The 20,176-nt window shown below is 59.0% G+C and carries 14 protein-coding genes and 1 pseudogene; 10 read left to right on the top strand and 5 right to left on the bottom strand.

Features of this window, described 5'->3' with window-relative positions:
• Window positions 1-31 precede the first annotated feature (31 nt).
• Genes FKV68_RS08940 through FKV68_RS08930 form a run of 3 tightly spaced genes read right to left on the bottom strand, consistent with a single transcriptional unit; the run spans window position 32 to window position 1,719 of the window.
• Window positions 32-730, bottom strand: coding sequence for a type 1 glutamine amidotransferase domain-containing protein (locus tag FKV68_RS08940; protein WP_180941136.1), 699 nt, complete (start codon window positions 728-730; stop codon window positions 32-34).
• A gap of 4 nt (window positions 731-734) precedes the next feature.
• Window positions 735-974: a tautomerase family protein gene (locus FKV68_RS08935; RefSeq protein WP_180941448.1), complete on the bottom strand. Its 240-nt coding sequence runs from the start codon at window positions 972-974 to the stop codon at window positions 735-737.
• A gap of 31 nt (window positions 975-1,005) precedes the next feature.
• Window positions 1,006-1,719: an SDR family NAD(P)-dependent oxidoreductase gene (locus tag FKV68_RS08930; RefSeq protein ID WP_180941135.1), complete on the bottom strand. Its 714-nt coding sequence runs from the start codon at window positions 1,717-1,719 to the stop codon at window positions 1,006-1,008.
• A 194-nt stretch (window positions 1,720-1,913) separates the two neighbouring features.
• Here FKV68_RS08930 and FKV68_RS08925 point away from each other — a divergent pair, with 194 nt between their 5' ends.
• Both FKV68_RS08925 and FKV68_RS08920 read left to right on the top strand, forming a co-directional pair.
• The gene (locus FKV68_RS08925; RefSeq protein WP_180941447.1) at window positions 1,914-2,867 is read left to right on the top strand and encodes a LysR family transcriptional regulator; all 954 of its coding nucleotides are present in this window, start codon (window positions 1,914-1,916) and stop codon (window positions 2,865-2,867) included.
• A gap of 137 nt (window positions 2,868-3,004) precedes the next feature.
• Window positions 3,005-4,669, top strand: coding sequence for an AIPR family protein (locus FKV68_RS08920; RefSeq protein ID WP_180941134.1), 1,665 nt, complete (start codon window positions 3,005-3,007; stop codon window positions 4,667-4,669).
• A 195-nt stretch (window positions 4,670-4,864) separates the two neighbouring features.
• Here FKV68_RS08920 and FKV68_RS08915 read toward each other — a convergent pair whose 3' ends face one another.
• A complete protein-coding gene (locus FKV68_RS08915; protein WP_180941133.1) occupies window positions 4,865-5,758 on the bottom strand; it encodes an alpha/beta fold hydrolase in 894 nt (297 codons plus the stop codon).
• A gap of 240 nt (window positions 5,759-5,998) precedes the next feature.
• Here FKV68_RS08915 and FKV68_RS08910 point away from each other — a divergent pair, with 240 nt between their 5' ends.
• The 5 genes from FKV68_RS08910 (at window position 5,999) to FKV68_RS08890 (ending at window position 14,565) form a co-directional block, all read left to right on the top strand.
• Window positions 5,999-6,853, top strand: a complete 855-nt coding sequence (locus tag FKV68_RS08910) for an enoyl-CoA hydratase/isomerase family protein (RefSeq protein ID WP_180941132.1) — start codon at window positions 5,999-6,001, stop codon at window positions 6,851-6,853.
• A 59-nt stretch (window positions 6,854-6,912) separates the two neighbouring features.
• Window positions 6,913-7,383 (top strand): hypothetical protein, encoded by a 471-nt coding sequence (locus FKV68_RS08905; RefSeq protein WP_180941131.1) that lies wholly within the window; start codon window positions 6,913-6,915, stop codon window positions 7,381-7,383.
• Between the two features lie 92 nt (window positions 7,384-7,475).
• On the top strand, window positions 7,476-12,431 hold the full coding sequence (locus FKV68_RS08900; RefSeq protein ID WP_180941130.1) for an AAA family ATPase: 4,956 nt from the start codon (window positions 7,476-7,478) through the stop codon (window positions 12,429-12,431).
• A gap of 9 nt (window positions 12,432-12,440) precedes the next feature.
• A complete protein-coding gene (locus tag FKV68_RS08895; protein ID WP_180941129.1) occupies window positions 12,441-13,934 on the top strand; it encodes an ATP-binding response regulator in 1,494 nt (497 codons plus the stop codon).
• Window positions 13,935-13,938: 4 nt separating this feature from the next.
• On the top strand, window positions 13,939-14,565 hold the full coding sequence (locus FKV68_RS08890) for a response regulator transcription factor (protein WP_180941128.1): 627 nt from the start codon (window positions 13,939-13,941) through the stop codon (window positions 14,563-14,565).
• A 34-nt stretch (window positions 14,566-14,599) separates the two neighbouring features.
• On the opposite strand, the gene FKV68_RS08885 is transcribed toward FKV68_RS08890, so the two are convergent.
• Window positions 14,600-15,808: a trypsin-like peptidase domain-containing protein gene (locus FKV68_RS08885; RefSeq protein ID WP_180941127.1), complete on the bottom strand. Its 1,209-nt coding sequence runs from the start codon at window positions 15,806-15,808 to the stop codon at window positions 14,600-14,602.
• Between the two features lie 722 nt (window positions 15,809-16,530).
• Between FKV68_RS08885 and FKV68_RS08880 the strand changes: the two are divergent.
• The 3 genes and pseudogenes from FKV68_RS08880 to FKV68_RS08870 all read left to right on the top strand — a co-directional run bounded on the left by FKV68_RS08880 (window position 16,531) and on the right by FKV68_RS08870 (window position 19,908).
• A pseudogene (locus tag FKV68_RS08880) lies at window positions 16,531-17,555 on the top strand (sulfate ABC transporter substrate-binding protein).
• A gap of 81 nt (window positions 17,556-17,636) precedes the next feature.
• Complete coding sequence (locus FKV68_RS08875) at window positions 17,637-18,680, top strand: sulfate/molybdate ABC transporter ATP-binding protein (RefSeq protein ID WP_180941126.1); 1,044 nt, start codon at window positions 17,637-17,639, stop codon at window positions 18,678-18,680.
• 202 nt (window positions 18,681-18,882) lie between these two features.
• Window positions 18,883-19,908 carry a sulfate ABC transporter substrate-binding protein gene (locus FKV68_RS08870; protein WP_180941125.1) on the top strand — a complete coding sequence of 342 codons (1,026 nt, stop codon included), beginning with the start codon at window positions 18,883-18,885 and terminating at the stop codon, window positions 19,906-19,908.
• The last annotated feature ends 268 nt before the right edge of the window (window positions 19,909-20,176 follow it).

Raw genomic sequence — 20,176 nt, 5'->3', positions numbered from 1 at the left:
GCGAGGCTTTGCCCACCTTCTATGCCGACCATCAGTCAAACACGGCTCTTTTTCGTATATCGTCGAGGAATGCCAAGGCAGCGGGTTTGGACGAGGCCGGATTTTGCCCAGTTACGAGCCTGCGGTCGACAGCGACGAAAGGCTCGAAAGCTCGGCCTTTCCGGTATACCGCGCCGGAAGCTTTGAGCACATCCTCCAGCAGAAAGGGCATTTCATCCACCAGCCCCAAGGCTTCCTCCTCCTCATTGGAGAACGCAGTCACCGTCCGCCCTTCTAGGAAAGATATGCCGTTGACGCTAACTTGAAGCAGCGCGGCCGGAGCGTGGCAAACCGCACCAATGCACTTTCCCTGTTCCGCGAAGGCGCTCAGGAGATACGAAGAAGACCTGTCGGTGGCGAGGTCCCACATCGGGCCATGACCGCCAGCATAGAAAACACCGTGGAATTCCTCCGCCCGGGCGTGAGAAATCTCCATGGTGTGGTTCAAAATGGTCTGCGCCGCCGGATCGGTGCGGAAGCGGTGGGTTGCGGGGCCGGTCTCCTCGCCGAGGCTGGCAGGGTCGATCGGAGGCATTCCGCCTTCTACCGATGCCATCGTCACGATCGCGCCCGCTTCCATGAAGACATAGTACGGCGCTGCGAAGCCTTCGAGCCACAGACCGGTTTTACGGCCTGTGGCTCCAAGTTCTTCATGCGACGTAGCCACCATTAGAATACGTAGTGGCTCCATGATCTCATTTTGCCTTTTCCGCCGCCAGTTGCTTCCGGTAATCGGCGACCGGCAGGCCACCGACGCCCCAGTTTTCCATTTCCACTTCCTCGATAACAACAAAGGTCGAAGACTGAGGCTTCCCGAGCACTTCCAACAGAAGGTCGCTGACGCCCTTGATTAACCTGGCTTTCTGGTCAGCGGTGGTCTTCGACTCTCCGGACGAGGTACCCTCCCGCGTGACCTGGATATTTACGTACGGCATATCAGCCTCCCAAAAGATGGTTGTTGGGAACTCACCAGCGTCCGGCGTGCTGCCCACCGTCGACATGCAGCGTCTCGCCGGTGACGAACTTGGCGTCCTCCAGATACAAGACGGCCTCGGCGATCTCGCTGACTTCGCCCATACGGCGCACGGGGTGCAGATCGGCGAGAAACGCGTGGTTCTCCTGGGGATGCATCGGGGTCTTGATGATACCAGGCGACACGGCGTTCACGCGGATACCCTTGGGCGCGTACTCGATGGCCAGCGAGCGGGTGGCGGCGTCCAGGCCCCCCTTCGACAGCGAGGCGAGGACGGATGGAACGCCGGCCATCGGCTGGTTGACGAGGGACGTGGTGATCTGGACGATGTGCCCTTCACCGCGCTTTAGCATCTGCTTCGCAGCAAGCTGGCTCACATAGAAGAAGCCGGCGACGTTGACGCTCAAGACGTTGCGGAAGTCTTCCTCGGTGTATTCGGTGAAGTCCTTCGCGATAAATATGCCGGCGTTGTTGACCAACGTGTCGATGCGGCCGAAGCGTTCTACCGCAGTCGCTAGTACTTTTTCGGCGACGGCCCGTTCACCGATATCACCACCCACCGCCACGATGCCGCGGTCGCCGGACTCAGCGATGTTGCGGGAGTTGGCGACGACAGCATACCCGCGGGCCCGGTAGGCGCTGACGATCGCGGCACCGATCCCCTGGGACGCTCCGGTGACGACAGCTACTTTTGTTTCCTGGCTCATTTTTCCACTCTTTCTTACGCGCGGGCACACGGGAGCGCATGGGCGAGTTCCTGCCCGCCTCCCAGTCCGCGGCGATCGTTGTTGAAGTTTTACCGGCACGGCGGCGTTGCCTTGCCTGCAAAATATCTAGTAGCTTCCTCGCGGCGTCGGAATGCGCGCCGGCAGCAACTCACTATTCCGCGAAGAGGAAGAATATGGACCGCATAGATGCGATGAAGGTTTTCGTCTGCGCACTGGACGAAGGAAGCCTCGCAGCAGCCGGCAGAAAGCTGAACCGCTCTCCGGCTGCGGTGACAAGAGCCATCAGCTTTCTCGAAGCTCACGTCGGCGTTCAGCTGCTCCACCGAACCACAAGAACCATTCGGCTAAGTGAGGCAGGCGAGCGATACGCGTCCGCATGCCGCCGAGTGCTGACCGATCTTGAAGAAGCGGACCTTCTGGCCGCCGGGGAAACAAAAGCGCCCAGAGGAACGCTGACCGTCACCGCGCCCCTCGTGAGCGGCGTTTCGATCTTACGCCCGATCCTTGACGCGTACCTTCGCGAACACCCTGAGGTCAGCGCAAAACTGCTGCTGCTGGACCGCACCGTGAGCCTGATCGACGAGGGTATAGACGTGGGGCTTCGCATCGCGCACCTCACCGACTCGACCATGATCGGAATTCGTGTGGGCGAGGTACGCCGAGTTTTGTGCGCCGCGCCGTCCTATCTGGACAATACCAGCGCGATAGAAAGTCCGTCCGATCTTTCCGACCACAGCTGTATCGCGTTGGCTCAGTTCGGTCAGGAGAGCTGGAGCTTCCCCCCTCGTGAGGGTGGTGGAAGCCAACGGCTGGTTCACATCAAGCCAAGATTGACGATAAACGGCGTAGCTGGCGTGGTCGCATCGGCGCTCGAGGGAAATGGCGTGACTCGGGTGTTTTCCTACCAAATTGCGGAATACGTGAAGAGAGGTGAGCTGAGAATTGTCCTCGCGGCCGACGAGCCACCTCCTCTACCCGTACATATCGTCGCGCCTGAAGGTCGGCTCTCCGTGCCAAAGGTCAGAGCGTTCGTGGATTTTGCCGTGCCCCGACTGCGAAATGAGTTTGCTGAGCTATCTAGGATTTGCAAGATTGATGAGACCCATTTCGAGAGTTACACGCCGTAGAAGAGATGGGCGAACAGATGGGCGTGCCTGGGGACTCCGATGTCACCAAAATCGCAGTGAATAACATCAACCTGCCCGGTGCACCGCACGAGTATAACGGGTAGACCTAAGTTTGCTTCAATCGAGGTTGAACTTGGATGCCCGCCGTTTCAGCACTTGAATGGGATATTATAGACGCCCGCGTTTCGGCAGCGAAGGATCGATATCAGCTATCAGGTCTATCGCTTGCCTTCCTGTATCTCGTGTTGGAGCAGTATTTTCCCGACCGCTCGTCTGACTATCCGGAAATGATCGTCGACGGCGGCAACGATCTTGGCGTTGACGCCATCGAAATTCTGGAGCGCGAAGACAGGGCGGAAGTTCTGATATTCCAGTCGAAGCATCGGACGTCGCTGAATTCGACGGATCGAACGATCAACGACAACGAGGTCTTGAAAATCGGTTCTTTCTTGCACGCGCTCTTCGACAAGGAGGAGCGACTATCCAAGACGGGCAACCTGCAATTGACCGAGGCCGTATTGCGGATATGGCAGCTTCACCGTAACGGAGTGATATGCCGTTACCGGGTCATCCTATGCAGTAACGGGAAGGGTTTGTCACCGTCTGCCAAGACCATCTTGGAGAGTACGCTCAGGTCGATGTTCAATGTGGACTACGAGGTCTACGGTCCGGCGGAGATGATGCGTGACATCGGGGCGACCGGTCGAGAACGCGAAACAGGAAAGCTCCAAGTCATAGGCCGAGAGGCGTTTGAAAGAACCGATGGCGACATCCGAGGCGTAATAGCTTCTGTAGACGCGCGGTCGTTTGTTGAGATGATCCAGACGCCCGACAAGAGATCGATTAAGCGACACCTCTTTGACGAGAACTTGCGAATCTTTCTAGGCGCAAACGGTGGATACAACAGCAACATCATACAGACGGCGGTGTCGGACGACAGCCATCTCTTTTGGTATTTAAATAACGGGATCACGATCACCTGCAAGGAATACGCGTACAACAAAAGTCACGCTAACCCGGTGATCAGGATCGAAGACTTTCAGATCGTCAACGGAGCGCAAACCTCTCATTCCCTGCTGGAGGCGTACAAGCGGTCACCCGAGGCATTCGAGAACGTGGTGTTGATGGTCAGGGTCTATGCCACAGCCCGCAGCGATATTACTGAACGGGTCGCCGTCGCGACGAATAGCCAAGCTCGCATTCAGGCGCGCGATTTGATGGCCAACCATCCTATTCTGAAGAAGCTCGAGATCGCATTCCATGACCAAGGCTATTTCTTCGAGCGCAAGCGCAATATGCATGTCGATCGCGATCCAAGGAAGAGAATCGATGCATTGAAACTCGGGCAGATCCTGCTTTCCTTTCACCTCGGAGAGCCGGACCGTGCCAAAGCGGATTCTGACACAATTTTCGGCGAACGTTTCAATGCGATTTTCCACGAGTCCTACGTCATCGAGGACCTCTGCCGCCTCGTGGAAGTTTATCGGCTTATCGAGGAAATGCGCGAGGCGCACCTCTCCAAACAGCGAGATGCTATCGAGCCCACAGGCGAGCACCAGTACCTCGTTTATGGCCATTGGTTTGTGCTGTACGCCGCACGTTTGATACTCACGCAAAAGGACCGTCGCCTGCCTACAGGCGACGATGCGCGAAGGCTTGTTCTTGAAGCTTTGACACTTGTCTCCAATGCGTGTGCGAATGTGAAGAGCGCTGCGCAGTATCAGTTATTCCGGAGTTCTAAAACGAAGGCGCGCATCATTGCCGAAATCGAAGGGCGGCAACTGAGCCTCTTCGACTTATAGGTTTCCAACCTGCACGCCCCAGCCATCATTGCTGCAGACGCCCCGCAATGTCTTTTTGAGGGGCGATCCTCTGAACGAAAGGTTTTGATCTCGCAACGGCACGCACCTCACCGGGGGGGCGGGAAAAATGCCCCCGCCCTCCCTATTACGTCAGCACAGTCTGGTCGATGACGGGAAACCCAGAAACGGGTCCCCTCACCCCTCAAGCGACAGGGTCCGGCCAAGGAAGTCCTGAATCAGCGGGATGATCTCGTCGGCCCGATCCTCAAGCGCGAAATGCCCGCTATCGATCAGGTAGAATTCGGCATTTGGCAGGTCGCGCTTGAACGCTTCGGCTCCCGGAGCGGGAAAAATGGTGTCGTTCTTGCCCCAGACGATCAGGGTCGGCGGTTGCCGGTCGCGGAAGAACTGCTGGAACTGCGGATAGAGGGCGACGTTGTTGCGGTAGTCGTAGAAGAGATCGAGCTGAATCTCGATATTGCCGGGGCGGTCGAGGAATTGCTGGTCGTAGAGCCAGTTGGCAGGGTCGATACGGGTAGCATCACGAACGCCGTCGAGGTACTGGAACTTCGTTACGTCCAGCGACATCAACGGACGCAGAGCGTCGCGGCCTTCCTGCGAATTGGTCGCCCAGTAGGCCTTGAGCTGATCCCAGAACGGCGAAAGGCCGTCCTCGTAGGCGTTGCCGTTCTGGACGATCATGCCCGTGATCCGCTCGGGATGCCGAAGCGCGAGGCGGAAGCCCGTCGGAGCGCCATAGTCCATGACGTAGATGGTGTAGGAATCGATACCGAGCTTTGTGACCAGCGCGTCGACGATTTCGGCATAGCGCTCAAAGGTGTAGGCGAACTCTTCCCTGGCCGGCATGGAGCTGAGACCGAAACCCGGATAGTCCGGAGCGACAACGTGGTAGCGGTCGGCGAGCGCCGGGATGAGATTGCGGAACATGTGCGAAGACGTCGGGAAACCATGAAGCAAGAGCACGGTCGGCGCGTCGGCGCGGCCTGCCTCGCGATAGAAGATTTCCAGGCCGTCGATATCGATAGTTCTGTGATGGATCGCAGGGAAAGTGGTGCGGGCAGTCGTCATTGTTGTCTCCTGTCGTTGACGTTTCGGAAGCCTCGGTCCGATGTACAAGGGTTAGAGAATTTCGCCCGCCGACGGAATTGACCTCCGGCGAAAGTCACTATTGCGTCAGTCGGAACAATCCGAGGTCCGTTCCAATGCCCGCCTTCTAGGAAATGGATGACGGTTCAAGAGCGCTGCGCGGAGATTTCTATTCTGGACCGGTTCCGACCACCACGGTCACATCGCTGAAAGGTCCGTCACATGGATGCAACCAAAACACCGGGGGCGGACGCGCAACGCTCCCAACTCGAGATCATCCGGCGCTCCCCATATTATTGGCGGGTCAACCTCGATAATCCTCCGCTGAACATTATGGGGCCGCAGATGGTCCAGGAGTTCGCGGGCCTTGTTACCGAAATGGAAAACGACCCCGAACTGAAGGTCGTTGTCATCGGCAGCACCAACCCGGACTATTTCATGGCGCATTATGATGTCCTTCGCGACCCATCGGAATCCATCAACATGGCACCGGGGCCGACGGGCATGCATCCAGTGCCGGATTCCTTCGTTAGGCTTAGTCGCCTGCCTGTCGTGTCGATCGCGTCGATCCGCGGCAGGGCGACCGGTTCCGGAAGCGAGATAGCGCTGGCCTGTGACATCCGCTTTGCCAGCCGGGAGAAGGCTATTCTCTCTCATTGGGAGGTCGGAGCCGGGTTTGTACCGGGTGGCGGACCGATGGCCAGAATGCCGCGCCTAATGGGGCGCGGTCGCGCTCTGGAGGTGCTCCTTGGGGCGGACGATATCTCCGGCGACCTGGCGGAACTCTACGGCTACGTGAATCGCGCCCTTCCCGATGACCAGCTTGACGGGTTCGTCGACGAGCTTGCCCAGCGCATCGCATCCTTCAACCGCGAGGCTATCGCCGCGACGAAGCGGTTTGTAGACGACGTCAGCTTACCGGCCGACTCCGAGATGCAGCCCGCGTGGGACGCTTTCGTCACGTCGGTCGGTCAACCCTTCGCGCAGGATCGGCTTTCGAAATTCGTCAAGCTCGGTCTTCAGCAACCGAGCGACATTGAGAAAAGGCTCGGGTACTATGTTGGCCCGCAATCATGAAATCCGATCATGCTGGAGACTCGCCCCCTCGGGGGCGGACCAATCTGGCGAGGGCTCCCATGCCGGCCTGTGACGGCCGCGCGGCGCAATTGGCCGAAGTCCTTCGAACGGCCAGGGCTGTCATCGCGTTATTGCTGGGCGGGCTTGAGGAAGCGGACGCGCTTCTCACGGCCGCCCTCGCGATGCCGAGCCTGGTACCGCTGGAAACCCCTCAGAACTTCCTCTTGTACTTGCTTGACCAGGCAAAGGCAGTATCTGAAACGATCTGCGCGCCATGTATTAGGAGCCATTCGGTGGCGAGCGGCGACGATGATGCCGCTCAAGTGCTCCGTTTCTTGACCCACGTCCCCTTTGATCGCCGTCTCGCCTACACCTTGGTGGAAGTGGCCGGCTTCACGTTGCGTGAGGCGGCGCGATATTGCCGCAGGATGCCGGGCGAAGTCCGAGCGCTCGTCGATGCCGCCCACGCGGAGCTCATGGGAGCTGCCCTTTCCGCCCGTGCTAGTCCGCCCGACGGCCGAGATGGCTGATCGAGATCAGCCGCGTTGCCAAGCGCGGAAGGACTTAATATCTATGTCGACGGCGGCGTTCCGGTCGTCGCGGACGCATCAAGGTCCTGTATATGAAGAGTTTCGACCTAGAGCCTGGCTATGACTTGAAGGTGCTGAGGACCGACAGTGTTTCCAGTCTGGTCCGCCTTACGCTTGCCGGCGGTCGATCCAACCTCGCTGTGCTTTCGGAAACGCGAGGTGATCTTGCGTCCGCTCAGCAGATGAAAGTTGAAAACGAACTCCGTCTGACCGGTCTGGTCGCGAGTGCCGGCGGAGCAAAGGCGCTACGCGGCTTGGCAGTCGGAGGTCGCCAAGGGATCCTCCTCGAAGACCATGGTGGGAATTCGCTGGACAGCGCATGGGATTCCGGACGCCCCCTCAAGGAGTTCCTTCAACTTTCGGTCTCGATTTGCGATGCTGTGGCGCGCATCCACGGGATTGGCCTCGTCCATGGAGATATCAGGCCGGCCAACATCATGGTCGTCGATCCGGGGAAGGTCTACTTCATCGGGTTCGGTTGGGCTTTTCCCGCGTCCCGCGCTCCAACGGTACGGGATGGAGATGCCCTGAACGTTGACCGCCTGCCCTACATTTCCCCGGAACTCACAGGTAGGCTCGACCGCCGGGCCGACACCCGTAGCGACCTATACTCCCTCGGGGTCACGCTCTATCAGTTGCTGACGGGGAGACTTCCTTTTGCAGCGCATACGCCGGCGGAGTGGCTTCACAGCCACCTCGCAAGGCCTCCTCTGCCTCCGGGCAGATGGGCCACAAAGATACCGAGCGCCATCGCGTCCATCCTTCTCAAGCTTCTTTCGAAGGCGGCGGAGGAGAGATACCAGACCGTCGAAGGGCTCAGGGTCGACCTCGAACGTTGTCGGTCGGAGTTCACCAGCCACGGCAGGATCGAACTCTTCGAACTCGGCACCAAGGACGCTCGCGGAACACTGGTGATCCCGGACCAACTCTACGGTCGGGAGGCGGAAATTCTCCGGCTGACGGAGATTTTGGACCGCGTCGCTCTCTCAGGAAAGACCGAGCTGGTTCTCGTGTCGGGTTTGTCGGGCATTGGCAAATCGGCCCTCGTAAGGGCTTTCCAGCGCCGGCTTGATCCCCAGGTTGCCCTCTACGCTGAAGGGAAGTTTGACCAGATCAACCATCACGTTCCGCTCTCCACGATCGTGCAGGCTTTTCGGGGCCTGATCTCCCATCTACCGTCTCACTATCGTCTCGGGCAGGATGAGATTGGCGACCTCGTCAAGGCCGCGATTGGTCCGAACGGCCGCCTGATCACATCGCTCATCCCCGAACTTGATCCGCTGGTCGGCCCGCAAACCGACGTGCCCAAACTTCCGCCCAACGAGGCCCAGCACCGGTTTCAATACGTACTCTCCCGTTTCGCCGGCGCTTTCTCGCGGGTTGGTCATCCCCTGGTGCTGTTCCTTGATGACCTCCAGTGGATCGACCACGCTACGCTTGATTTTCTTAAAAGGACAATCCGAACCCAGTCGATAGGGAACACTCTCGTCATCGGGGCCTTCCGTGAAAACGAGGTTCCGTCCGGCCATCCCTTGCGTGAGTGGCTTGACGAAATCAACCAGCCGGAAACAACCGTTTCGACGATAGAGCTGTCGCCTTTGTCCAAGGCTGAAGTGCTCCACCTCGTTTCCGACAGCCTTGGGGTGGATCAAGGCGAGGTGCATCCTCTCGCCGAAATGATTGTTGAACAGGCCGAAGGAAATCCTCTCTTTACGACGCAACTCCTCGCCGCCTTGGTACAAGACGGCAGGGTGGCTTTCGACACGAGAGAGCGACAGTGGAGGTGGAAGCGCGAGGAGATAGAGCAGAGTTCGTCCAAGGACGTTTCGGATTTGATCGCGGTGAGGTTGGCTAAGCTGAGCCCGACGACCCGGGACGTGATCTCCAGCATGGCGTTGCTCGGGAATATCGTTTGCCGCCATCTGCTTCGCCTGGTGACCGACCTTCCTCAGGACACATACGAATCATGCCTCGATGAAGCCATCGTGGCCGGTCTCATATTCGCGCGGGAAGAAGGCTTGGTGTTCGTTCATGACCGGGTCCAAGAGGCGGCTTATCTCGCGCCGTCGGGTGAAACACGCAGAGCTCTGCACCTCAGTATCGCGCGACGCATGATCTCTTCCTTGTCGCCTGAAGAAATCCGCGACCGCATCTTTACGGTGGCGGAGCAGTTTAACAGGGCGATCGATCTCGTCGCCGGGCATGAAGAGCTGTTTCGGATCGCCCAGTTGAATTTAGCCGCGGGGCGCAAAGCCGAGCAAACATCCGCCTTTGCATCCGCGCTGTCGTATTTCGAAGCCGGAGCACGGACGGCGCGGCAGCTCGGCGACGAGGCGACCGATTTGACGGTCGATTTCGAGATCGGAATGGCCGACTGTGAATTCGTTCTGGGTCAGTCTACAAGCGCGGAGCGGCGGCTCAGTGCACTCCGACAGCAAACGCTAGACCGCGGGAAGCTCGCCCGCGTGACCTGGTCGCAGATAACTCTATATACGGCGCTAGGGCAGCTTCGCCTGGCGATTGATCTTTGCCTCGACTTCCTACGCCACGAAGGCGTTGACTGGCCGGCGAATCCCACCTGGGACATGGTGAAGGAGGAGTACCGACAGATCGAGGAGGAGATACGCGCGAACGCCATCGAGACCCGACTGGAGCTGCCAGCGCGCGCGTCGACGGAAGCGCCCATCCTTGACGTTCTCGGTGCCGTCCTGCCACCCGCCTTCTTCACCGACCAGAAGCTCGTCTGCCTCGTCCTCTGCCGGATGGCCAATGTCAGCCGCGCGAACGGGAACTCGCCGGCGTCTCCGCTCGGCTATGCGTATCTTGGGATGGTGCTCGGTCCCATGTTCGGGGAATATGCAGCGGGCTACCGGTTCGGCAGGCTAGCGCTCCAGATGGTGCAGGACCCGGCCTTCGCCCGCTTCCGCGGCCGGGTTTCGATGACGTTTGCATATCATGTGCTTCCCTATTCGGAGCCGATAAGAGCGGGCCGGGAGCTCCATCGACAGGCGCTGACAATCTCCCAGGAATCGGGCGACCTGACCTATGCCGGGTTTTGCAGCTGTACGACGATCAGCAACATGCTCCTTGCCGGCGATCAGCTTGGGGTAATCGAGCGCCGCGCGAGCTCCGCGCTTGACTTCGCGAAGCAGATCAATTTCGGACTGATCGCAGACATCATAACCAGCCAGGCCATGCTCGTCCGGAGCCTTCAGGGGTTGACGTTTTCGCTGGAGACCTTTGACGACGGCGATTTCGACGAAGTCGCCTTCGAGAGCCGGCTGGACAGCACTCCTGGTCTCGAAATCGCCGCTTGCTGGCATTGGATCAGAAAAATGCAGGCGGCGATCTTCGCCGGGGACTTTGAGGCGGCGGTCTGTCTCGGAAAAAGGGCCGAGCCGCTGCTATGGACGACGGCGGGCCACCTCGAGTGGGTTGAATACACGTTCTACAAATGTCTCGCACTGACCCGGACGGTCGCAGCTTCCGACCAGCCAGGGATGCTGGAAATTCGGGAGTACGTAGAGCGACTAAAGACCTGGAGCACGAACAATCCGGACAACTTTGCAGCGCATTCCTCCATCGCGTTGGCCGAACTCGACCGTCTCGAGGCCCGCCCGCTTGACGCCCTTAGGCACTATGAAGATGCGATTTCGGCTGCGGACGAAAGCCAATTTCTCCATATCGAAGCCCTGACGCATGAGTTTGCAGCCAGCTTCGCACAAAGCATAGGTCTGGGGACGATGGCGCTTGCCCACCGAGAGAGGGCCTACGCGGCCTACCGACGTTGGGGAGCAAGCGGCAAGCTGAGAGACCTGGAGGTCAAATACCCTCACCTTCCGACCACCTATGCCCTGCCGTTCTCCAACGCGAGCGGAGCTCTTCCGAAAGAGCTGGACCTTCAATCCGTCGTCCGCTCGTCGGCGAGCGTCGCCGGCGAGGTCGTCCAATCCAAGATGGTCCGCACGCTGCTGACGGTTGCGCTTGAAAACGCAGGAGCGCAGCGGGCGCTGCTGGTGTTGCCTAAGCAGCAAAGCTTCTGGACAGAGGCGGAGGCCGTTGCCAACGGCGAGGAGACCGACGTGAGGTTCCGGCGGGAACCACTCAGGGAGAGCGACGCGCCGGGGAAGAAGCTGCGTGATGCATTCCGACACCAGGAACCGGTCGTTCTCGACGCCAACGAGCTTCGGCATGATCGCAACATGGACGAGAACGGCATTTCAACCGGGCTCGCCGTCCCCTTGGTGGCTCGAGGAAAATCAGTCGGCATCCTCGTTCTCGAAAACCGGCTCAACGAAAACGCATTCTCGCCGGCTCGGGTTGCCGTTCTTAAACTGATCGCCGCCCAGGCGGCGATCTCGCTTGAAAACGCTTCGCTCGACGAGAAGGAATCCCTGCTCAGGGAAGTACATCACCGAGTAAAGAACAACCTGCAGCTCATAAGCAGTCTGTTGAACCTTCAGGCCTCCCGGGTGAACGACACAAAGATGGCCGAACTCTTTCAAGATAGTCGGAACAGGGTTCGCTCGATGGCCCTGGTTCACGAAAACCTCTATCGTGCCGGCAACTTTGCTCGCATCTCGATGGCGAACCACCTCAAAACGCTGTGCGCCCATCTCGCTCGGGCGTACGGCACCCGGGAAAAATCAGTCGCCCTCAACGTCGATGTCGATGAAGTCGATCTCGATCTCGATAGCGCCGTATCATGCGGGCTCATCGTAAACGAGCTGGTGTCTAACGCTCTCAAGCATGCCTATCCAGCCGTTTCACGCGGTCAAGTCAGCGTGGCATTGTCAGCGCGGCACCCGACCCATTATGAATTGGTCGTCGAGGATGACGGCGTGGGACTTAGAGAGGGCTGGGAGAGCGCTGAAACCCTTGGCTTACAGCTCGTAAAGGACCTTGTCGACCAGTTACGCGGAAGTATGACGGTCGACACAGGCGTCGGAACGAGATTTCTTATCACCTTCAAGATAGCACAGGCCTGAGGACAACGAGTGAGCCGCAAGTCAATCCTCGTCGTGGAAGACGATCGTGTCGTATCCCGCGACATTCAACTCCAGCTTCGCAATATTGGCTACGACGTCGCGGGCGCGGCAGTCTCCGGTGAACAGGCGATCGCCATGGCTGCTAGTCAGAAGCCTGATCTGGTCCTTATGGACATCAGGCTGGAGGGCGATATGGACGGCATTCAGGCGGCAACTGCGATCCGCGAACGGATGCGGGTACCGATCGTCTATCTGACTGCCTACGCGGACGATGAAACAGTTCGCAGGGCCGGAGAGTCCGAGCCCTTCGGCTACCTTCTCAAGCCGTTCGAAGAAACCCAGCTGAGAGCGGCCATCGAGATGGCGCTCTACAAGCACGCCGCCGAGAAGCGCCTTCATGAGAGCGAACGTCGCTATGCAACCACCCTCTCCAGCATTGGCGACGCCGTCATCGCGACCGACTCCGCCGGCCTGATCACGTTCATGAACCCAGTGGCGGAGGGGCTGACCAAATGGAAGATGGCAGAGGCCGTTGGTCAACCTGTCGTCAATATCTTTCGGATCATCAACGAGGACAGCCGACAGACAGTGGAAGACCCCGTGGCCAAAGTTCTGCGCCTCGGGACGATCGTCGGGCTCGCCAACCACACGCTGCTCATCGCCAAGGACGGTACCGAAATCCATATTGATGACAGTGGTGCCCCGATTATCGACGACCACGGCGAAATCTCCGGGGCCGTGCTCGTCTTCCGCGACATTGGCCACCGAAAGCAGATGGACGATGCTTTGCGCCAGGCACAGGCCGACCTTGCGCTTGTCGGTCGCCTGACCAGACTAGGAGAACTCGCCGCCTCTATCGCACACGAAGTCAACCAGCCGCTCACAGCCATCGTTTCGAATGCAGAGACCTGCCTGCGCTTTCTCGAGCAGGCCAAGGCCGCTGCCGAGCGGATGTCGCAGAATAGCCATCGTGCTGGCGAGGTTGTCAGGAGCATCCGCAGCCTCGCAGGCAATGCTCCGGACAAATTCACCGAAATCGATCTGAACGAGGTGGTGATGGAGGTGGTCGGTCTGCTGCGGGGTGAGATTAAAAGGCACGGCGCGAGCGTGGAAACGTCCCTGACGCCTGCACCTTCACTCGTTCAGGGGGACCGCGTCCAGCTTCAGCAGGTAATCCTGAACCTCGTGATGAATGCCCTCGAGGCAATGTCAGCGGCAGCGGTATCAACCAGGACAATCTCTATCGGATCGCATCGCCCGGAGGACAGCGAAATCGAGCTTTTCGTCTCGGACACTGGCCCCGGTCTCGGGCCGGTCGACGGGGAGCGAGTGTTCGATGCGATGTTCACGACCAAAAGAGAAGGCATGGGCCTCGGGCTCTCAATATGCCGTTCGATCATCGAAGCTCATGGTGGCACGATCAGAGCGGATATCTCTCACTCTGAACCGGGAGCCACCTTCCGTTTCAGCCTTCCACTAGCCAATGGGAACCTTGCTAAGTAGCGCCATGCCTCATTCGCGGTCCGTCTACATCGTTGATGACGACGAGGATATCCGGATAGCTCTGGAAGCCCTCCTCGACTCGATTGGTTTTCAGGTCACGACTTTCAGTTCTGCAGAGGAGTTTCTGTCTCGCGTCGATCTCGACAAACCCGGATGTCTGGTGCTCGACGTCAGGTTGACGGGGCAAAGCGGGATAGCTCTTCAGAACCATTTGAACCGGATGGGGAACGAGATACCTATCATCTTCATCAGCGGGCACGGCGACATCCCGATGGCGGTCAAGGCCATAAAAGCCGGCGCTGCGGAGTTCCTGACCAAGCCTGTACGGCCCCAAGACCTGATCGATGCGATTCATGCTGCCTTGGAGAGCGACTCGCAGCGGCGAGCACGGTTCGCCGCGACGAATGCTTCGCAGAGGCTCTACAATGGTCTCACGCCCAGGGAAAAGGATGTCATGTCACTCATCGTGGCTGGCCATGGAAACAAACAAACGGCCATTCTGCTCGGCATCAGCGAGCCCACGGTCAAAGCGCACCGGGGCCAAGTGATGAAGAAGCTCAACATGCAGTCGCTACCCGATCTCGTTCGTTTCGCCCGCGAACTTGATGTCGAAGGCCCGAGTAAGGCTTAGCTCAATGCCCGAGGACGTGGCAGAGCGATCCAGATCACTTCACACCCAGCTCTATGCCCTTCGTTGCTTTCGGCCGCCCCAAAACGTCCTTCAGCCAACATTCCTTCTTCTTCGCGACGTAAGCGAAGGCCTTGCAAGCATTGTCACCGATGCAGGATACAAAGCACTCCAGGTAGTTCGTCTGCCTGATCCGCTTGTAGTCGCCTCCCGGGATGTCCATGCCCGAGTAGCTGGTGAAGTCCGACATGATGATCTCGGCGGCCTTCGACGACGAATATGCGGCCATGGCATCCCGGTTCCTGATGAGGGCGACGACATCATTCTTCAGGAAGCAGAAACGGTGCTTGGCGTTGTACGTCATCGCTTTGCACTGGCCGTCACTGTCGCAAGCGTTCCGACAGTCTTGATAGCTGACGTCCTTGAGGGTCGCGTAGTCGAAGCCGATGGCGTCATAACCTGTGGCATCCAGCAGCGTCCCGGAAACCGCCGGTCGCGGCAAGCTGGTAACAGTCTCCTCGCGCTGCACCGACGCCTGCGGCTCCAACTTGCCGTAACACAGGACCTGATGAACCGAGGGCGCAATCTTATCCGCCAGGTCGGCGGTGGATAGGACGGGTTGCCCGGTCGCCTTATCGCCGGAAAGGCTGATAACGCTTTGCGACTGCATGAAGAGGTCGGCAACCGACGCTCTTATAGCAAAATTCACGTTCTGAGCGGTGATGCCAATTTCATCCGCGGCCTTCTTCGAAAACGTGGCGCTTGTTATGCCGAGCAGAAAGCCGTCACGATCCACGACGGGTCCACCCGAATTGCCGGGCTGGATCGGAGTCGATATCTGGATGTATCGGGTGTCGTTCTTCAGGCCCGCCAGCGCGTTCACGTTGCCCGTGGTGATCTTGACCGAATCAGATAGGAGGTCGGCAAGGGGATAACCTATGGCGACGATGTCCTCGCCGAGCCGCGTCGGTGCCCGGCGGAATGTCAATGCCGTCCACGGTTTATCCGATGATACCTTGATCAACGCGAGGTCATTGGTGGAATCGATACGCGGATCGGTGGCGATCCCCCTGCCCTTGACCTCGATACGCTCGCATCCCTCAACGACGTGGGCGTTGGTCATCAGCCATCCGTCGGCTGTAACCGTGAAACCCGTGCCCGACGATTTGGGCTCTTCCGCAAGCGCGTGCTTTGCCGCCGCCAAAATAAGAAGAGCCGCCAAGAATGCGCGCCCCGCAAGTTTCATTCTCGCCCCCACAATCGCGAAAACCGTAGAGCACCTGACCGCCCGATTTCAACTGCATATTGTAGGAAGGATTAATGGGTCGGCAGCAGAGAGCCGTCTGTTGGTCGCGCTCGCCGCGACACCGGTCGCCGATTTCCTCGAAAGAGCGCGGAATCATGTAGCAAATGCCACCAGCCGGTGATCGTGCGCGGTGGCCGCTTTGCGCCAGAAGCGGAAGCTTGCGGCTGGCTGATCGATGGCTGCTCTCGACCCGAGGCGGACCTTGCACCTCAGGATAGTACGGGCCGCATTGGGTGGAATGCGGTCGCCCGCCGCGCACAGCACGAATGACCATAGAGCGGCCATAGTCGACACTGGGAACCGACTTGCTCGAGGGAGTGCCGCTGGGTGCGATCGGCTTGTCGACCCGCTGGACAGTCCGTTCGGAGAGAATTGCTCTGCTTCGGATTTCGCAGCTATTTCAGAACTGTGAAGCCCTGCTCCCTGAAGAACGCGGCGGCTTGGTCGGGTTTCAGCTGCTGAGCGCGTTCGGACTGCACTGAACGCTTGGTCTAGCGACTTCCGAAAACCATTCCACCCCTGAAATCATTGCGGCAGGAAAGCGCGATTGTCGCTCCTTCGGTGCAGCGCATTCTTGATTGCGCACGGGCACCGCTCCCTTTCTTGGCTTTCCCGCACGGCGTTCGGGAGGTAGTTTCATCCGGTTAAGCATGGAGGTCGAGATGCGAACGGATGGACTTGCCGGCGTCGCGAAGCGCGCCTTCGTGGTCGGAATCCTTGAGTTTGGCTCTATCGGCATCGTTCTCGCGGACACGACGATCCTGAACGTGTCGTATGACTCGACGCGGACGCTTTATAAGGAATTCAATGCCGCCTTCGCCGAAAAATGGGAGAGAGATACTGGAGAAACGGTGACGATCCAGACCTCTCATGGCGGCTCCGGAAAACAGGCGCGATTGGTGATCGATGGCCTCGAAGCGGACGTGGTAACACTGGCGCTCGAGGCCGATATCGATGCGATTGCGCAGGCGACCGGCAAGATCCCGGCCAATTGGAAAAGCCACCTACCGAACAATAGCGCTCCCTATACCTCGACCATCGTTTTCCTCGTTCGCAAGGGCAATCCCAAAGGCATCAAGAACTGGGGAGACCTGACAAAGGAAGGCATTCAGATCATTGCCCCCAACCCGAAGACCTCGGGTGGTGCGCGCTGGAACTTCCTTGCAGCCTGGGCCTGGGCACGTGCCGCTAACAACGGCAACGAGGCCAAGGCCCGGGAATATGTAGCGCAACTCTTCAAGCATGTTCTCGTCCTGGACACTGGTGCCTGGGGCGCAATGACCACCTTTGTCCAGCGCGGTTTCGGCGACGTGCTGCTCGCCTGGGAAAACGAGGCCTACCTGGCGCTCGAGGAACTCGGGCCTGACAATTTCGAGATCGTCACTCCGTCGATTTCGATCAAGGCCGAACCGCCTGTGGCGCTCATCGATGGCAATGTCGACAGCAAGGGCACGCGCAAGGTGGCAGAAGCCTATCTTGACTATTCTACAGCGATGTCGGGCAGAAGATCGTCGCCAAGCATTACTACCGGCCCTATAAGCCCGAACTTGCCGATCCCGAAGACATAGCCCGCTTCGCCGATCTCAAGCTGGTCACGATTGACGAATTCGGAGGTTGGAAGGAAGCTCAACGGAACTTTTTCGACATTGGCGGGATTTTCGACCAGATCTATGTGCCGGGTCGATAGGGTTAAGCCCTGGGCAGTCGCGCGTTGAGTTCCGCCGCGACGCGATGCTGCCAGCCGCAGGCTGTAAAGGACGAGACATTCATGGAAGTCCGCGTCCAGAACCTACGCAAGGAATTCGGCCGTTTTCCGGCGCTCGTCGATGTCAGCCTCGATATTCACTCCGGCGAACTGATCGCGTTGCTTGGTCCGTCTGGCTCGGGCAAGACCACGTTGCTCAGGCTGATCGCCGGCCTCGAAAGCCCGACCGAAGGCATGATCTTCTTCGATGACGAGGACGCATCGAAAAGAACGGTGCAGGAAAGAAACATCGGCTTCGTCTTCCAACATTACGCCCTCTTCCGACACATGACCGTGCTCGACAACGTTGCCTTCGGTTTGAAGGTGCGGCCGGGCAAGAAGCGGCCGCCGGCCGACGAGATCCGCCGTCGGGCGCTCGACCTCATCGAACTGGTGCAGCTCTCGGGCCTTGAAAAACGCTACCCAGCCCAGCTTTCCGGCGGTCAGCGACAGCGGGTGGCGTTGGCTCGTGCCATGGCGGTCAAACCGAGCGTGCTGCTGCTCGACGAACCCTTCGGTGCGCTCGACGCACAGGTGCGCAAGGAGCTCCGCCGGTGGCTGCGCGAAATTCACGACCGCACCGGCTACACGACGGTCTTCGTCACCCACGATCAGGAAGAAGCGCTCGAGCTTGCCGATCGCGTCGTTGTGATGAGCAAAGGCGCGATTGAACAGGTGGGCACGCCGGACGAGATTTATGACGACCCGATTTCTCCCTTCGTCTACGGCTTCATTGGCCAGTCGAACTGCCTGAACGTCACGCTTGCGAGCGGCGAGATCCGGTTCGAAGATCGGCCGATCGGCCTGCGCGCGGCAAACGAACAGGATGGGTCAGCAACCCTCTATTTTCGCCCGCACGATGTCGAGCTCATCGAAGGATCTGGTGGCTGTCTCGCGGGTCGCGTTACTGCAAGCCGGCGCGTGGCAGGCACGCGCCACCTGGAATTGGATATCAGCAAGGAACACTCTTCGGTCGAGATCGAGTTGTCGCCCGAGCGCGCTTCCTCGGCTGACCGCACCCATATCGCCTTCCGACCTACCAAGTGGAAGCTGTTTCGCGAGGAGTAGCCTGCGGTCATCGGTTCACGACGTCGATTTCAAACCATCCAGTGTCCGCGTTCAGAGACTGGGTTCCAAGGTGGGCAAGAAATTCCCGGATGGAGGCCAAAGAGAATAGGTCATTCCCAAGATCACGTCCGCCGCGTCATAAGTTTGCGTTGTAGTAGTCGATTAAATTGATAGTTTTATCCGGCAAAGGATGGAGGGCGATATGGGCTCGAATAGACTTACCGGAATGATGAAACTAGCGCTTGTGGTCGGCAGCCTGCAGCTTGGCTCCATTGGCCTCGCTCAAGCGGATACAACGATCCTGAACGTTTCCTATGATCCCACTCGGGAGCTCTACAAGGAAGTCAATGCGGCCTTCGCCGAAAAATGGAAGGCCGATACCGGCGAGACGGTGACGATCCAGACCTCTCATGGGGGCTCCGGCAAACAGGCGCGGTCGGTGATCGACGGCCTCGAGGCAGACGTCGTGACGCTGGCGCTTGAAGCCGATATCGACGCGATTGCCAAGGAGAGCGGGAAAATTCCGGCCGACTGGAAGACGCGCTTCGCAAACAACAGCTCTCCCTACACCTCGACCATCGTTTTCCTCGTTCGCAAGGGCAATCCCAAAGGCATCAAGGACTGGGGCGATCTCGTCAAGGAAGACATCCAGGTGATCACGCCCAACCCAAAGACCTCGGGTGGTGCGCGCTGGAACTTCCTTGCAGCCTGGGCCTGGGCACGGGCTGCCAATGGCGGCGACGATGCCAAGGCGCAGGAGTATGTGGCGCAGTTGTTCAAGCACGTGCCGGTTCTCGACACCGGCGCACGCGGCGCGACGACAACCTTCGTCCAGCGGGGCCTCGGCGACGTGCTGCTCGCCTGGGAAAATGAAGCCTACCTCTCGCTGGAAGAACTCGGGCCTGACAATTTCGAGATCGTAACGCCATCGATCTCGATCAAGGCCGAGCCGCCGGTGGCGCTTGTGGACGGCAACGTCGACAGCAAGGGCACGCGAAAAGTGGCCGAAGCCTATCTGAATTACCTCTACAGCGATGTCGGCCAGAAGCTGGCCGCCAAGCACTACTATCGGCCCTTCAAGCCGGAGCTCGCGGACCCCAAGGACACGGCGCGCTTTGCGGATGTGAAGCTAGTCACTATTGACGAATTCGGCGGTTGGAAGGAAGCTCAGCCGAAGTTCTTCGCCGACGGCGGAATTTTCGACCAGATCTACAAGCCGGGACAATAATATTTCATGGCCTTTCGCAGCAGCAGGCGATGGCAGTTTCGGCAGCCGAGCGTCATTCCGGGTTTCGGATTGGCGCTCGGCGTCACATGATTGACTCAATCATTCTGACCAAAGAACAACGGAACCGCAGGGCGATAGACGCGAATAACATAGCCCTCCCCGCTGCGTCGATGTCATGCTTTCTCCCTCCGAGGGGAATGCTCTCAGCAGACCAGGCCAGGTGGATGCCCTGAAGCAGGTGTTGCCGGATTTCGCGGCGATGAGCAAC

It is taken from the genome of Sinorhizobium mexicanum (genome assembly GCF_013488225.1).
In the GTDB taxonomy this organism is placed as follows: Bacteria; Pseudomonadota; Alphaproteobacteria; order Rhizobiales; family Rhizobiaceae; genus Sinorhizobium; species Sinorhizobium mexicanum.
This window is presented reverse-complemented; position numbering and strand designations above follow the sequence as displayed.

Excerpts from the sequence above, each read along its gene's own strand:
- FKV68_RS08870 (WP_180941125.1), top strand. The coding sequence starts at position 18,883 with ATGGGCTCGAATAGACTTACCGGAATGATGAAACTAGCGCTTGTGGTC.
- FKV68_RS08920 (WP_180941134.1), top strand. The coding sequence starts at position 3,005 with ATGCCCGCCGTTTCAGCACTTGAATGGGATATTATAGACGCCCGCGTT.
- FKV68_RS08940 (WP_180941136.1), bottom strand. The coding sequence starts at position 730 with ATGGAGCCACTACGTATTCTAATGGTGGCTACGTCGCATGAAGAACTT.
- FKV68_RS08890 (WP_180941128.1), top strand. The coding sequence starts at position 13,939 with ATGCCTCATTCGCGGTCCGTCTACATCGTTGATGACGACGAGGATATC.
- FKV68_RS08875 (WP_180941126.1), top strand. The coding sequence starts at position 17,637 with ATGGAAGTCCGCGTCCAGAACCTACGCAAGGAATTCGGCCGTTTTCCG.
- FKV68_RS08885 (WP_180941127.1), bottom strand. The coding sequence starts at position 15,808 with ATGAAACTTGCGGGGCGCGCATTCTTGGCGGCTCTTCTTATTTTGGCG.
- FKV68_RS08910 (WP_180941132.1), top strand. The coding sequence starts at position 5,999 with ATGGATGCAACCAAAACACCGGGGGCGGACGCGCAACGCTCCCAACTC.
- FKV68_RS08935 (WP_180941448.1), bottom strand. The coding sequence starts at position 974 with ATGCCGTACGTAAATATCCAGGTCACGCGGGAGGGTACCTCGTCCGGA.
- FKV68_RS08900 (WP_180941130.1), top strand. The coding sequence starts at position 7,476 with ATGAAGAGTTTCGACCTAGAGCCTGGCTATGACTTGAAGGTGCTGAGG.
- FKV68_RS08930 (WP_180941135.1), bottom strand. The coding sequence starts at position 1,719 with ATGAGCCAGGAAACAAAAGTAGCTGTCGTCACCGGAGCGTCCCAGGGG.
- FKV68_RS08925 (WP_180941447.1), top strand. The coding sequence starts at position 1,914 with ATGGACCGCATAGATGCGATGAAGGTTTTCGTCTGCGCACTGGACGAA.
- FKV68_RS08915 (WP_180941133.1), bottom strand. The coding sequence starts at position 5,758 with ATGACGACTGCCCGCACCACTTTCCCTGCGATCCATCACAGAACTATC.
- FKV68_RS08905 (WP_180941131.1), top strand. The coding sequence starts at position 6,913 with ATGCCGGCCTGTGACGGCCGCGCGGCGCAATTGGCCGAAGTCCTTCGA.